General features: G+C 57.9%; 13 protein-coding genes and 1 pseudogene. 6 read left to right on the top strand and 8 right to left on the bottom strand.

Annotation, left to right across the window (positions count from 1 at the left end; genetic code table 11):
- On the top strand, positions 1–719 hold a 719-nt coding region (locus tag ACN0X0_RS18615; protein ID WP_417280396.1), incomplete at its 5' end, for a CpaF/VirB11 family protein.
- Positions 720–848: 129 nt separating this feature from the next.
- Here the strand turns inward: ACN0X0_RS18615 and ACN0X0_RS18610 are convergent.
- A complete protein-coding gene (locus tag ACN0X0_RS18610) occupies positions 849–1355 on the bottom strand; it encodes an Lrp/AsnC family transcriptional regulator (RefSeq protein ID WP_417280395.1) in 507 nt (168 codons plus the stop codon).
- Positions 1356–1422: 67 nt separating this feature from the next.
- On the opposite strand from ACN0X0_RS18610, the gene ACN0X0_RS18605 reads away from it, so the two are divergent.
- The 5 genes and pseudogenes from ACN0X0_RS18605 to ACN0X0_RS18585 all read left to right on the top strand — a co-directional run bounded on the left by ACN0X0_RS18605 (position 1423) and on the right by ACN0X0_RS18585 (position 6962).
- Entirely contained in the window at positions 1423–2484 is a 1062-nt protein-coding gene (locus ACN0X0_RS18605; RefSeq protein WP_417280394.1) for an ornithine cyclodeaminase, read from the top strand.
- A complete protein-coding gene (gene ctlX, locus ACN0X0_RS18600; RefSeq protein ID WP_417280393.1) occupies positions 2481–3410 on the top strand; it encodes a citrulline utilization hydrolase CtlX in 930 nt (309 codons plus the stop codon). Before ACN0X0_RS18605 ends, ctlX begins: the two co-directional genes overlap by 4 nt.
- Positions 3411–3516: 106 nt before the next feature.
- Positions 3517–3951, top strand: coding sequence for a universal stress protein (locus ACN0X0_RS18595; protein ID WP_417280392.1), 435 nt, complete (start codon positions 3517–3519; stop codon positions 3949–3951).
- 21 nt (positions 3952–3972) lie between these two features.
- Positions 3973–5529, top strand: a pseudogene (locus ACN0X0_RS18590) (alanine/glycine:cation symporter family protein).
- Positions 5530–6035: 506 nt separating this feature from the next.
- A complete protein-coding gene (locus ACN0X0_RS18585) occupies positions 6036–6962 on the top strand; it encodes a nucleoside hydrolase (RefSeq protein ID WP_417280391.1) in 927 nt (308 codons plus the stop codon).
- On the opposite strand, the gene ACN0X0_RS18580 is transcribed toward ACN0X0_RS18585, so the two are convergent.
- The 7 genes from ACN0X0_RS18580 to ACN0X0_RS18550 form a co-directional block, all read right to left on the bottom strand.
- Entirely contained in the window at positions 6956–8182 is a 1227-nt protein-coding gene (locus tag ACN0X0_RS18580; protein WP_417280390.1) for a hypothetical protein, read from the bottom strand. The two genes, ACN0X0_RS18585 and ACN0X0_RS18580, sit on opposite strands and share 7 nt — an antisense overlap.
- 1 nt (position 8183) lies before the next feature.
- Complete coding sequence (locus ACN0X0_RS18575) at positions 8184–9404, bottom strand: amidase (protein ID WP_417280389.1); 1221 nt, start codon at positions 9402–9404, stop codon at positions 8184–8186.
- Positions 9397–10944, bottom strand: a complete 1548-nt coding sequence (locus tag ACN0X0_RS18570) for an ABC transporter ATP-binding protein (RefSeq protein WP_417280388.1) — start codon at positions 10942–10944, stop codon at positions 9397–9399. Before ACN0X0_RS18570 ends, ACN0X0_RS18575 begins: the two co-directional genes overlap by 8 nt.
- A 10-nt stretch (positions 10945–10954) precedes the next feature.
- Positions 10955–11869: an ABC transporter permease gene (locus ACN0X0_RS18565; RefSeq protein WP_417280387.1), complete on the bottom strand. Its 915-nt coding sequence runs from the start codon at positions 11867–11869 to the stop codon at positions 10955–10957.
- Positions 11869–12975: an ABC transporter permease gene (locus tag ACN0X0_RS18560; RefSeq protein ID WP_417280386.1), complete on the bottom strand. Its 1107-nt coding sequence runs from the start codon at positions 12973–12975 to the stop codon at positions 11869–11871. Before ACN0X0_RS18560 ends, ACN0X0_RS18565 begins: the two co-directional genes overlap by 1 nt.
- Before the next feature lie 11 nt (positions 12976–12986).
- The gene (locus ACN0X0_RS18555; protein WP_417280385.1) at positions 12987–14105 is read right to left on the bottom strand and encodes a BMP family ABC transporter substrate-binding protein; all 1119 of its coding nucleotides are present in this window, start codon (positions 14103–14105) and stop codon (positions 12987–12989) included.
- Between the two features lie 100 nt (positions 14106–14205).
- On the bottom strand, positions 14206–14946 hold the full coding sequence (locus tag ACN0X0_RS18550) for a GntR family transcriptional regulator (protein WP_417280384.1): 741 nt from the start codon (positions 14944–14946) through the stop codon (positions 14206–14208).
- Between the last annotated feature and the right edge of the window lie 47 nt (positions 14947–14993).

Here is a 14993-nt window from a genome sequence, read left to right as displayed (position 1 = left end):
GGGTCCAGGTCGCCGTGCCGCCCGCTATCGATCGCGGCGCCTCGATCACCATCCGCCTCTTCGCCTCCGGCAGCGTCCGGGATTACGGCCCGGCCTATCTCTTCGGCAAGGCCGTCTCGCTCAATGCACTCCGCGCCGAGAAGATGAAAAACATCGCCAGTCTCGCCGAAGAGAACCTCGAAGCTGCCCTACAGACCCTGGTCGAAGCACGGCTCAACGTCCTGATCAGCGGCGGCACCTCGACTGGCAAGACCACCTTCGCCCGCCACCTTCTGACCCATGTGAGCGAGCAGGAGCGGCTGATCACCATCGAAGACGCTTTTGAGCTCTTCCCTAGCCAGCCAAACACTGTTGCCCTCCTGGCCGACCGCGGTTCCAGATCGCAACGCAGCGCCAACGCCCTCCTGCAGGCATCGCTCCGCATGCGCCCCGACCGGATTATCGTCGGCGAGCTGCGCGGCGCCGAGGCCCTGACCTATCTCGAGGCGATCAACACCGGTCATGGCGGGTCGGTCTCCACCATCCACGCCGAAACCGCGGAACTCGCGATCGACCGGCTGGCGATCATGGTACTGCAGGCTGGTACGCCGCTGACCTTCGCTGAGGTGCGGGAATACATCCGGAAATCCATCGATGTGATCGTCCAGCTTGGGCGGGCCGAAGGGAAGCGCGGGATCACGGAGTTCTATCTGCCGGGAGATGTCGCTGGAAACGACTAAGAACCGATTGCGGCTTACAGAAATGTGGGAGTCCAAAGTGCATTTAATATCGATATCTGCAATTACTTGATCTACCAGTGACATTCAGTTCGCTAAGGCTATCGCCCTTATCACGTTTCTGTAGACTGTTTAGATCGACGACAACAGAATACTCGTTTCACTATTCCTGATGCCCTCCACCAAACGGACCTCTCTCAGCAGCCTGTCAAATTCATTCAAATTTTCGACGAGAATTTCCGCAACCAAGTCCCATTTGCCGCTTGTCGTATGAAGGACCTGAAGCTCAGTCAAACCACGCAAGCGCGAAATCACATGCGATGTCGTACGCCCCTCGACCTCGATCATCATGATCGCCCGCACCGCCGTGTCGTCATAATCATCGCGTACACGCGCTGTGAAACCGAGCAATGCACCCGATGCCAAAAGCCGATCCAGCCGCGTCTGGACGGTTCCCCGAGCGACGCCCATGATTTCGGCAAGCTTTGACACCGGCGCGCGTCCGTCTTTGCGCAAGAGGGCGATCAGTTCGCGATCCAGATCGTCAAAAATATATTTTCCACCAGCTTCCGTCATGACAGCCCAAATTGCAGCAATAAGCCATACAAAGTGTATAATTTGTATGGTTAAAAAAGACAAGTTTCATATTTATTATACAAATCGTTCTACCGGATAGTCGCTGCAGACTTTAGAAAAAGGACACAACATGTCTGCGCCACTGCCCTCCGATCTTGCTTATGTTCCCTTCGTCAGCGTCAAAAACATGATGCGCCTCGTGCATCGCATCGGATTGACGGAGATGCTTACCGGCCTCGCCCACTATATCGAGGACGATTTCAAACGTTGGGAGAGCTTTGACAAAACCCCGCGGGTGGCCGCTCATTCCAAGGATGGTGTAATTGAGTTGATGCCGACCTCCGACGGTGAGGCCTATGGTTTCAAATATGTCAACGGCCACCCGAAAAACACACATGAGGGGCTTCAGACCGTCACCGCCTTCGGTTTGTTGGCCGACGTAGCCAACGGCTATCCCGTGCTGTTGACCGAGATGACAGTGCTGACTGCGTTGCGCACGGCAGCGACCTCAGGATTGGTGGCAAAGTATCTTGCCCCGGAAGGCGCCGACACAATGGCGATGATCGGCAACGGCGTACAGTCGGAGTTTCAGGCGCTGGCGATGAAAGCGCTCTGCGGCATCACCAAGCTACGGCTCTACGACATCGACACGCGCGCCACGGACAAAGCCATGCGCAACCTTGCCGATCAGGGCTTTGAATTGACGGCCTGCAAGAGTGCGCAAGAGGCCATCGAGGGCGCTCAGATCATCACCACCTGCACCGCCGACAAGCAATATGCCACAATCCTCTCGGACAACATGGTCGGCGCGGGTGTGCACATCAACGCCATCGGCGGCGACTGCCCGGGCAAGACCGAGCTTCACAAGGATATCCTCAGCCGCGCCGATGTCTTTGTCGAATATCCTCCGCAAACCCGCATTGAGGGCGAGATCCAGCAGATGCCTGAGGATTTCCCGGTGACTGAGATGTGGCAGGTGATGACCGACGCCGTGCCGGGCCGCCGAGATGCGCGCCAAATCACGCTGTTCGACGGTGTGGGGTTTGCAACCGAGGATTTCTCCGCCTTACGCTACATCCGCGATCATCTCGAGGGTACCGGGCTCTTTGAGAATCTCGATCTCCTGGCCGACCCTGACGACCCCCGCGATCTTTTCGGAATGTTGCAGCGCGCCAGAGGCGGTGCCGCATGACACGCGCTTCCGTACAGGCTCCGTCTGCCGTAGTGATGGTGCGTCCACATCATTTTACGGTGAACACGGAGACGGCGCAGGACAACGCCTTTCAGTCTTGCGAAACTGTTTCCGACAGCGCCGCTCTATCGCACCACGCCTATGAGGAGCACAGCCGGGCAATGGCTGAGCTCGAGCGCCACGGGGTGAGAGTCCACGTGTTCGAGGGCACCGATCCCGCAGTCCCGGATTGTGTCTTTCCGAACAACTGGTTCTCGACCCATATCGGCGGGCATGTGGCGATCTATCCGATGAAAGCACCGAACCGCCGTCTGGAGCGTCGCGCCGACATTATCGAGATGCTCAAGGCACGTTATCGCGTGCAGGATGTCATCGACTATTCGGGGCTCGAGCCCGACGGGTTGTTTCTGGAAGGCACCGGGGCGATGGTCCTCGATCATATCAACAGGGTTGCCTATGCAGCGAGCTCGGATCGGACCAACCCGATTGCTCTTGAACGTTTCTGTACGCATTTCAATTTCGAGCCGATGGTGTTCCCCGCGGCAGATTCGCGTGGCGTGGCAATCTATCACACCAACGTTCTAATGTGCATTGGAACGGAATTCGTTTTGATCGGGGCGGAGATGATCACGGATGCTATGCGTCGCGACGAAGTGCTCGAGCGCTTTGAAGAAAGTGGGCGCACCATCGTCCGACTGAGCGAGGCACAGATTGCAGCTTTCGCTGTCGCTGCCATCGAGCTGCAGGGAAGCGAGAGACGTATTTTGGCGCTTTCGCAAACCGCCTACGATGCTCTGGACCAGGATCAGCGCGAGACGCTTGCGCAAACGGTGCGTCTGGTTCCTCTCAAAATTCCAACTCTGGAAAAGGCCGGCGGCTCTGTCCGCTGCACCATTGCCGGCATTCATCTGACGCCCCGACGCTAAGCGTCGGGCGCAACACTGATCCATGGCCAATGCGGTCGTGGATCTTCCCCTGCCTGGCGGGAAGAGGAGACTGTCGGCGCAGGTTAACCTACAGGGAGAGCCCCACATGACACAGAAAATCATCGTTGCCTTCGATGGCAGCGACAGCGCCGTTCGTGCGCTCGAATTTGCGATAGAACGCGCCCGCGCTTTAAAGGGTGAAATTCTTGTCGCCCATGTTTTGGAATGGTCGCCTTACAGTTTTTTGACACCGCAGGAAATCGAAGAGCGGCACGCGCGCCGTCGCGCGGAACTGGACCGCGCTGAACAGGCCATCTTGGGGCCGCTTAAAACACGATATGCCGACAGCGGTGTGCCGTTTGAAACGGAAATCCATTACGGGCATGTTGCTGAAGTGCTTCTCAAACTCGTCAAACGTGAGAATACCGTACAACTTGTCATAGGAAGAAGTGGACATGGCAGGATTACGCGCAGGGTCTTTGGCTCTGTCGCAAGCAGCCTCGCTCAGAGTTGCCCTATCGCCCTTACCATTCTGCCCTAACGCCAGACACAGGTTCCATTCATGACCATATCAGTATTGCGAGCCGCAAGTGCCGCGGCGTTCGCCTTTTCACCCTGCGCCCTACTCGCCGCGGCCCCCTCTGTGGAAGATAAGATCAACGCCGGTTTTGCCTCCTCGACCGGTTGGTTTGTCAGCCTCATTTTCAGCCCATTCCCCGGAACGAATTTCCCCTGGATTGTCGGCTGGCTGGTGATTGCGGCATTGGTGTTCACTTTCTATTTTGGCTTCATTCAGCTGCGCGCCTTTCCGCATTCCATCGCTTTGGTCAAAGGGGCCTACAGCGACCCCAATGACGCCGGTGAGGTCAGCCATTTCCAAGCCCTCGCCACCGCCCTTTAGGGAACAGTCGGCCTTGGCAATATCGCGGGGGTTGCGGTCGCCGTCACCATCGGCGGACCCGGCGCAACATTCTGGATGATTGTCGCCGGCCTTTTAGGCATGGCCTCGAAATTTACGGAATGCACGTTGGCAGTGAAATATCGTCGCGAAAATGCCGATGGCAGCGTTTCCGGTGGACCAATGTATTATATTGCGCAAGGTTTCGCAGAGCGGGGCATTCCCGGCGGCAAACCTCTGGCTGTGCTTTTCGCCCTCTTCACGATCCTCGCCTCCCTCGGTGGCGGCAATATGTTTCAAATCAATCAAGCCCATGCTCAAATCGCGCTTGTTTTCGGAGATGTGCCGGGCGTCCTAACCGGGCTGATCTTTGCAGCTCTGATTTTTGCTGTGATCGTGGGTGGGTTGCGCAATATCGCCCAGATCACCGAGCGGATCGTACCGTTCATGGGAGTGTTCTATGTGGCTACCGCGCTCGTTGTTATCCTTATGAACACAGATATGATCGGTTGGGCCTTTGGACAGATTTTCACCGGCGCCTTCACGGGGCTTGGTGTTGCCGGTGGCATCGTCGGTGCGTTGATCCAAGGGTTTCGCCGCGCTGCCTTTTCGAACGAGGCCGGAGTGGGTTCGGCCGCCATCGCCCATGCCGCCGTACGAACAAAAGAACCTATTACGGAAGGTTTCGTGTCCTTGCTCGAACCGTTCATCGACACAGTGGTGGTGTGTACCATGACGGCCCTTGTGATCATCATCACGGGCCAGCTGGCCTATGATGCCGAAACGGGGGTCTACCGGCTCAACGAAACCGGCTCTGCGATCCAGACTCTATCCGGCGAGACAGGAGTCGCCTTGACATCGACCGCCTTCTCAACCGCCTTCTCCTGGTTCAAATACACCCTTGCTCTGGCCGTGATCCTGTTCGCCTTTTCGACAATGATCTCTTGGTCCTATTATGGCCTGAAAGCTTGGACCTTTCTGTTCGGAGAAGGCAAGCTGACCGGCCTGTTGTTCAAACTGATCTTCTGTGTGTTTGTGGTGATCGGCGCGTCTGCCAATCTGGGTCCGGTGATCGACTTTTCCGATGCCGCGCTGTTCTCCATGGCGGTCGTCAACATTTTTGCCCTCTATTTGCTGATGCCCATCGTCAAGCGTGAGCTTGCCTCTTATCTGGCACGGCTGCGGTCAGGTGAGATCCGCCGCACCGACATCGGAGACTAAATCCTTCGGTTCTCCAGTCAAAAAGCTTCGGGAACCGCCGAAGCTGTCAGGCTTCCTGTCTGGTCCCCTTGCCGGACAACGAAGAGACCCCCGGCGAAGATCGTCGGGGGTTTTCAACCTGTCAGGTCGCGGCGCTAGGGCAGATAGGTAATACCCCTACACAAATTTCCCCGCATCTTCAGCTTCAAAGGCGGCCGAGTGACTTAAACTGTCCTGAAAATATCATCGAAACACAGCAAAATACATGCTATGCGTGTGGCCCGACACCCTAAACAAAAGATGAACTCTAGTCAAAATCAAAGAAGTTTTCTGAGATCACATCAATCTCTCTAGTTTTCATGGTCAAAGATCTCGCTGTAATTGCCACAATTGTTCGTGTGGATCTTGGGGAGCAAAATACGTCCTTTTGGGCGTACAGAGGGCCGCAAAGGCGGGGAGGCCGGTAATAATCCGCGACTTGCGATAAATTTCGAAATTATATAAATAGACCCCAAAGGGGCTATATCATGACTAAGAAACTAATTCTCGACTGCGATCCCGGCATTGACGACGCTGTCGCCATCGCACTTTGCTGCGCTTCAGATGAACTCGATCTCCTGGGGATCACAACCACACATGGCAATGTGGCTCTGGAGCGGACGACGATCAACGCGCTTGCCCTTCTTGACATCCTTGATCGAAACATAAGCGTTTATGCTGGGGCGGACCGGCCTTTGGTGCGACCCGCAATCCACGCGAGTAACGTGCATGGGGCATCCGGGTTCGGCGGGGTTGAAATGCCCGTGCCCAACGGCAAACCGGCTGATCTTCATGCCGTGTCTTTCATCATCGACAGCGTGATGACCGCACCGGGTGAGATTTCATTGTTCGGTATTGGACCGTTGACAAATATCGCTCTGGCCATGCGGCTCGAGCCCCGTCTGGCGCAGAACCTGCGGGAAATTGTGATCATGGGCGGCGCGATCGGAGAGGGTAACACCACCCCCGCCGCCGAGTTCAATATGGTTGCCGATCCCCATGCCGCGCGCAAGATGTTCGAAGCCGGGTGCCCCGTGACCATGTTCGGCCTCGATGTCACTCATAAAGTGATCGCCACACCCGACCGCGTCGCCGCACTTGAGGCCCTCGGGTCACCGATTGCGCAGTTGATCGCCCGACTGATCGAGGCCTACCGCCCCTCATACACCGAGCGCTACGGCTGGGACGGTGCCGCGATTCATGACATGTGTACAATTGCTTGGGCGATTGATCCGACGTTGTTCAGCCTTACGGAAATGGCCGTTCTGGTCGACGTGAACGAAGGGCCGAATTTCGGACGCACCGTTTGTGACAGTCGCAAACGCGACCCCTCGCAACCGATTGTCAACGTGGCCCGGGACGTAGATGCGGATCGGGTCTTCGCGCTTTTGACAGAGCGTATCGCCCGCTATTGAAGCGGGCGCACAGCCTCATAGTGCGCCAGCATGTCTCGCACGATACGGGATAAAGCGAAACGGTCCGCAACCTCATCTGACGTGGCAAGCACCGATCCAATGCCCCGTGCCAAAAGCGCATAGTCCTCATGTGTGAGGCCGGGCACATCCGCCAGAATTTGCGCTCCGAATCGCAAACCATATTCTCCAGAGCGCCCTGGCACAGCGCAGGTTCCAACCAATACATTCCCGGCCTCAAGCCGCAGCATGGCGGCGCGCGCTTCAGCTTCGGACCCGATCGGCACCACGATCTGATGCGTCTGTGCGGGCTCCTTTGTCAACAGCACGTCAATCCCTTCGTTCCGAAATGCCGCCTTGAGCGCCGTGGCGCAGGACAGAATCCTTTGCGCCCGCCCGGGGTGAGTCTGAAACGCTTTGAATGCGTCAAGAAGCGCAGGCAGGCGGGCGGCATCTTGATTGGCCAGAAAGCCTGCATTCAGAAAATTCGAAAATTTTTCTCCATCCGTGGATCTCGCCCCCAGAACCACCCCCCCTGTCGGGCCGCAAAGCGTTTTATAGGTCGAGCTGGTGATCAGATCGACCCCCGCCTCAAACGGGTTCGGAAACGCGCCCCCCGCGATCAGCCCAAGCACATGGGACGCATCGAACATCACCAGCGCACCATGATCATGTGCTGCATCGACCACGGTTTCGATCAGGTCGGGTTTCAACACAACACTGCGCCCAAGGATCACGAGAGAAGGTCTATACGCCTTGATCCGCGCAACAGTTGTACTCTGGTCGAGCATCTGCTCCCGCGGGTCATAAACCAGTGGCTGGACCTCAAGCCCGACAAGCGCTGGTGTCCCACCTGCGCGCTGGCTGAGATGCCCCCCATCCGCAGCGGCCGGGCCCAGTACTGTGTCTCCCGGCCGGGTGAAATGCGCATAGACCGCCAGATTTGCGAGCGTACAGCTTGGCAGGCGCACCTCCGCCCAATCCGCCCCGAACAGATCGCAAGCGGCCTGAGCCGCCTCATGCTCCAGATCCGTCACAAAGGTTGCCCCCGGCTGCTCTTTCGCATCGGCGGGTCCCATCACCGGCATGGCAGACAGTTCGGGCGTCATCAGTCGCGCACGGGCCACAGGCATCAGACTGGCCCCGGCATAGAGCACAAGACACGCGTGCCGCATGATTTCGGCGTGCTGCGCAACGCGCGTGGCAAGGCTTTGTTCTGTCATATCAGGACCTTTCATCTTCAGAGCTCAGCAGGTTTTCCAGCCACAGCGCAGCCCCCAGAAGCCGCGCATCTTCGCCTTTTCGTGCCATGAGTTGCAGGCCCAGAGGCAGACCGGTGTCCCCCACCCCGATGGGCAAAGTGATCGCCGGAAGACCAAACAATGTCGCAAACCGATTAAATGCCGGATCGCCGGTCTCGCCAAAGGGCACGGCCTCGCCCAGAGTGGCGGGGGCAATCAGAATGTTGGCCCCACCAAAGACAGTCTCAAAATCGAAGCGGTCACGCGCTTGACAGGCCGAAAGATACGCTGGATAGGACACGGAAACTTCTTGCATATAGTGCTGCAATTTCACTGTGAGCCGATCGAACCGCTGCAAGCGCAGCGTTGCCAGTTCGATCTTTAGCTCATAGCCCATGACCCGGGCATGGATGTCATCCACATCCGTCCCGATGCGGGCCAAAACATCAGCTCCATGCCCGGCTCCGATCCTTTCGGCAAGCTGCGTGATTTGCGCGATCATCCCCGGATCAGCGCGCTCCCAATGCGGCATATGTAGCAAGCGGGCGGCAAAGGGGGCCGCCACAACCATTTCGTCGCTCAACGCCTCGAACGCACGCACCGTCATGGCGAGATTCCGGGTCAGCCAGCCCATCGTGTCGAGCGACGGTGCAGTTGGCAAAGCCCCCGCAAGGCTGAAACGTCCATGCGATGGCTTGAAACCGACAACACCACAAAAAGAGGCCGGACGCAGGATCGACCCTGCCGTTTGCGTGCCCAGAGCCACATCCACATGGCCATCTGCCACTGCCGCCGCAGAGCCGCTTGACGACCCTCCGGGAGAGCGCTTCAAGTCCAGTGGGTTGCGCGTCTCCGGCGGCGACAAGAACGCCAATTCCGCCGTCCGCGTTTTGCCCAGAACGATTGCCCCCATAGCTTTCAGTTCCGCCACGATGGCGGCATCCAGAGAGGCCCGACACCCTTTGAGCGCCAGACAGCCCGCCTCACAAGGCAAACCACGCACATCAATCGTATCCTTCACCCCCAGGGTCATCCCGGCCAGAGGCCCCGACAGAGACACCTCCGCCGCCTGTCGATACGCGCCTGCCTCGTGGAGCGAACTCCAGGCGCAGATCTCCGCCTCCCGCGCACGAATACGCGCGAAACTGGCCTCAAGTTTTGCGGCCAAAGCTTCCCGGGTCACAGGCCGCGTCAGCTCAGTCATGGGCCACCTGCGAGCCACCGACCATGTGATGGCCGATCCTCTGTGCGTCAGCCTTGTCCGTCGCCACCTCATGGGTGATCCGTCCGGCATGCATCACCACGATCCGATCGCTCATCTCCATGATTTCGTCGAGATCTTCCGAAAGCAGCAGGACGGCAGACCCGGCATTGCGCGCTTTGGTGATCCGCGCCCGGATTTCGGCGGCGGCGGAAATATCGAGACCAAAACAGGGATTGGAGACGACGAGCAGCCTCACACGGCCCTCCAGCTCACGCGCCAGAACCGCTCTTTGGACATTCCCGCCCGACAGCATACGGATGGGGGAAAATATCGACGGTGCGCGCACACCGTAGTCTTTGATCAACATCTCGGAATGCCGCCGCATTTTTCGTGAGGACAGCAATCCCCACAGAGACCCGTCCCGGTCGAACATCCTGAGCGACAGATTGTCCAGGAGAGACATGTCCGGCGCGCAAGCGTTGCGCAGCGGCTCTTCGGGGATGATCCGCACATCCTGCGCTTCGGCCTGATCCCGTCGCCCGTCAAAGATCTTGCCTCCGACGAGGATCTGACCTGACAGGGGACGCCCCGTTTCCGAGAACAGATCGACGAGCTGTCCCTGCCCGTTGCCAGACACACCGGCAACCCCAAGGATTTCACCGGGGTACACCTCAAGATGGTCTATATACAGCCCCCGTTCCGCCCCGCGCCCCGCCGTTTTGATCTTGTCGAGAACAAGGTAGGACGCCACGGCCTCCTGTCGGATATGTCCGATGCGATCCGGTACGAGTTTCTCGCCGATCAGCATCGCGGTCAGCGCGGCTTCGGTCTGCTCCGCAACCTTGCCGCCACCGACCATTCGCCCCTTGCGCAAGACGGACACTTCATCGGCAAACTCCAGAACCTCGCCCATTTTGTGGGTGATGATGATGATCGTCATGCCATGATCACGGGTCAGCGCACGCAATGTTGTCAGGATGTCCGTCGCCTCCTGTGGCGTCAGGGTCGAAGTCGGTTCATCAAGCACGAGATAACGCCGTTTCAGGTATAGCTGGCGCAGGATTTCAGCCTTTTGCCGCTCCCCCGTCGACAACTCTCCAACCAACGTATCAAGCGGCAGCTGAAACGGCATATCCGCCATGAAAGTCTCAATTTCCCGCCTCTCAGCGCGCCAGTCGATCACCGCATGCCCCTCTCGGCGGGCAATCACGAGATTTTCCGTCACAGTCATCGCAGGCACCAGTGTGAAATGCTGATAAACCATTCCGATCCCGAGACGGTCCGCATCGGCAGGGGCGGCAATCCTGAACTCAGCCCCATCGACAAGGAACGCCCCATCATCGGCGACATAATAGCCAAGCAGGCATTTAACGAGGGTCGATTTTCCCGCCCCGTTTTCCCCCAAAAGCGCATGTACCCGGCCACGGGTCACTCGTAAGGAGACGCTATCAAGCGCCGAAAACGCACCAAAGTGCTTGCTGATCGCCACCGCTTCGATGGCATAGCGCGCAGGCGGCGCAGAGAAAGCCAGTTCTGACATATCGTCTTCCTTATCTTATCGCCGACAATTCTCCCGGTCCGCCTTTCAGCGCCTTGCCAGGAGAGACGGTCAACAGCATCACAGCCAACGTCAGCACATAGGGCGCAGCGTTGGCGAGGTGGTATCCCGAAGAAATCCCCACCGTCTGAAGCGCAGGGCCAAGGGCAGAAGCCGCGCCAAACAGATAGGAGGCCGCGATACATCCAAGCGGGTTCCATCGGGCAAAGATGACAAGAGAAACGGCCATCAGCCCTTGTCCCGACGACAGGCCCTCGCTCCATATCCCCGGATAGCTCAGAGACAGGGAGGCCCCGCCCACACCTGCCAAGGCGCTGCCGATCATCGTTGCACTCAGCCGGGTGCGAAAAATCGATAGCCCCATGGCCAGAGCCGCATCCCGGCTTTCCCCCACGATGCGCAGACGCAGCCCGCTGCGGGTGTTCTTCAAATACCAAGCCATGATCACTCCGGTCAGCATACCGAGAGGCAGAAGAGGGGTCACATCCAACGCCCGGCGCAGTTCGGCATTGTCCAAAGCAAACCCCAAAGACAAAGGCGGCAGCGACGGTGCAACCGGCTGAATATAGGGTTTGCCGAAATAGAAAGCCGCACCTGTGGCTGCCAGCATGATTGCGATGCCAACGGCAACATCACTAACACGCGGCAGATGACAGAGGGCCGCATGGAGTGCCCCGATCAGGGCCCCGACACCCAAAGCCGCCAGAACGCCGACCCATGGCGACCCGGTGTTGTAAGACAGCGCATAGCCCGCCATGGCCCCCAGCACCATCGCGCCTTCATTGCCCAGATTGATCCGCCCAGCTCGCTCGGTCAGGCATTCCCCGAGGCTTACGAAAAGATAAGGCACGGAGGTTCTGAGCGCCCCGCCCAAAAGGGCCACACCCACCAACCAGACCTGTTCCATCATGAGCTTCCTTTCGCGGCAAACCATGGCAGACGGCCATAAACAGCCTCGCTCGCCAGAATGGACAGAAAGATAAACCCTTGAAGTACAGCGGCCGTGGCATCGGGCAGGCCCATATGACGTTGGATCAGCCCGTTCGCGGCCGAAATCCCCGCCAGCAAAAGCGCCATGGGGACAATCGCAATCGGGTTCTGACGCGCCAGAAAGGCAATAAGAATTCCGGTATAACCATAGCCTGCGGCAAGCGAGTCATTGGCTCTGCCATGAACAGCTGACACTTCGATCATACCGGCCAGCCCGGCACAGGCCCCGCCCGCCAGACAGGCCATCAGGATCAGCCGTTTCACCGGAATCCCCTGAAATCCTGCAGCAATGCCATTGCCGCCCACAACCCGGCTGGCAAAGCCCAAAGGCGTACGAAAGATGACAAGCCACGCGACCCCCGCCAGAACAGCCCCGATCACAATCCCCGGATGCACATCGAAACCCGGCAGATGGCCCAGACGATAGGCCGCATCCAACTCCCCGGTGGAGGGTTTGTTGAGGCTGGCCGGGTCGCGCATCGGCCCTTCGACCAGCGCATTGAAGAGCGCGATAGCGATGTAGACCAAAAGCAGGCTCACAATCGTCTCGTTCAACCCGCGCCAGGCCTTGAGATACCCGCTCACACCGATCAGCAGTCCGCCTGCGCTTGCCGCCGAAACGGCCATTGCCACGATCACGACCGCGCCGGGCAGGCCTTCAAGCACAAGGCCTGTAACTGCCGCCGCCAGCCCGCCCAGCACGATAGCGCCTTCGCCACCGATGATCACCAGACCGAGCTGCGCCGGGATCGCGACGCAGAGTGCTGCAAGGATCAGCGGAGAGGCCCGCTGCAACGTGTTTTCGAGCGAGAACATCGTGCCGAATGCACCGCGCCAGACCAGTTTGAAATAAGTCAGCGGATCGGCCCCTTTCAGCGCCAGAAAGATCATGAAAATGAAAAGCGCTGCGGCAATGGCCCCCAGCGGGATCAGGAGAGACTCGGCGATTTTCTTGGTCCGCTCCGACGGAAAAAATCCGGCCTCTCTACGCCGGATTTCTCCTATGTGATTGTCTGCGATCATAGTTTCGAAACTTACGCGACCGATCCGATCACGCCTTCGACGAGGTAATCCATGGATTCAAGCTCGATCGCCGTTTCCGGATAAGACACGCCAGCAGGCACAACCTCTTTACCCGTGTTGTCCTTGAGCGGCCCGTTGATGATCGCGAAACCGCCTTTCATCATCTCGGCACGCACGGCATCGGACTGCGCCTTTGCCGCTTCGGTCACTGCGGGACCATAAGGCGAGGATTTGACGAAATGTTCACCCAGGCCGCCGCGCACGAAATGGCCAAGGGGTTTCCCCGCCAGCTTGTCCGCCACGAATTGCTCATAGACCGGCGACCAGTTCCATTCCGCCCCGGTCAAATAACCTTTCGGTGCGATTTCCTGCTGGTTTGTGTGATAGCCACAACTATAGACCCCAAGCTGCTCGGCAGTCCCGATGACCACTTTCGCACCATCGACATGGCAGGTGATCACATCCGCACCACTGCTGACCAGCGCATTGGTGGCTTCGGCCTCTTTCACCGGGGCAGACCATTCGCCGGTGAAAATCACCTGCACCTCGATCTCGGGGGCCACGGACCGCGCGCCAAGCGCGAAGCTGTTGATGTTCAGGAGCACCTGCGGGATTGGTTTGGCGGCGACAAAACCAAGCTTTTTCGACTTAGTCATATGCCCGGCCACGATGCCGTTCAGATATTGCGCCATACCGATATAGCCAAAATAGGAACCTGTGTTGTCGGGATGTACACCTTCTTGCCACAGCCCTCCACAATGGCGGAACTCGACCTGCGGATATTTCGCAGCCATCTCAATCATATAGGGATCGAAATACCCGAAACTCGTCGCAAAGATCAGAGACGCTCCGTCCAGTTCGATCATTGACTGCATCGTGCGCGCCACATCCGAAGTTTCCGCCACGTTTTCCTCTTCAAGCACCGTCAGGCCAGGCATGGCTCGGACAGCGGCGGCTCCCTCTGCATGGGCCTGATTATAAGCATAGTCGTCCTTGGCCCCGACATAGATGAAACCGACCGTCAGATCGGAACTGGCTACCGCTGCGCGACCAAAAAGTGCTGTCGCAGACAGGGCTGCCCCACCGGCCAGAATAGCGCGGCGAGAAACGGAATTGTGCGTCTTGATCATGGCTCTCCCCATATTTTCGAAATTTTCAAATCGAACATGAATGGGAAAACAAACCCCTTCAACAAGTAGTCTTCAAAATTTCGAAATTAATTTCGAAATTTTAATGTTTGCGCAAAATCGGCAAAGATTCGATGATTATTTCAGCGGTTTTCGTCCAATGCAGCGTGACAAGTTCTTCTGCGCGCGTCGCATCGCGCTCCAGAACTGCCATCATCATTTCCCGATGCTCGCGATTCAGATCACGCGCTTCACCGGAAAGCGCAATTGACAGACAGCGATACCGTTCGCAACGCTCGTAAAGCTGCGCACGCAGCCCCAGCAACACCGGCGAGCCACAAGCCTGCACCACCTGTTCATGAAACTGCGCATGTGCGACATTCCAAGTCTCAAAAAACGCGATCCCTTCGTGATCAGAGGCCAGTAAAAGATCCTCAAGCCGATGAAACGCCGCCAAAAGCCCCCGGTCATCCGTTTTGCTCGCCCGTAAAATCGCCTCTCGAACCGCTTTCTTTTCAAGGTAAATACTGTTTTCCGTCAGATCCCAGAGATCTTCTACCGACACTGGCGCAACCCGGAACCCTCGCTGCTCCGCACCTTCCACAAGACCCGTATTCGCAAGCTTGACCAAAGCTTCGCGCAAAGGCGCGGTACCGACAGGATAGTTTTCGCGCAGCTTGGAAAAAGCCAGTTTTTCACCCGGAGCAAGCCGCCCATAAAGGATATCCTGCCGCAACAGCCGGTAAGCAGTCGTGGCTTTGGACTTCGCCTCCTCAGGGAGGGCCAATATTGTCGCATCCATCACTTTTCCTGTCTCTTTCCGTGTTTTTAACATCAGTTCCATACGAATATGGTGACCAACATTACGGAGTTTGGGCGGAAAGGGAACAG

It is taken from the genome of Celeribacter sp., assembly GCF_048270365.1.
In the GTDB taxonomy this organism is placed as follows: domain Bacteria; phylum Pseudomonadota; class Alphaproteobacteria; order Rhodobacterales; family Rhodobacteraceae; genus Celeribacter.
Note: the sequence above shows the minus strand (reverse complement) of the source record. Positions and strands in the feature narration are given on the sequence as shown.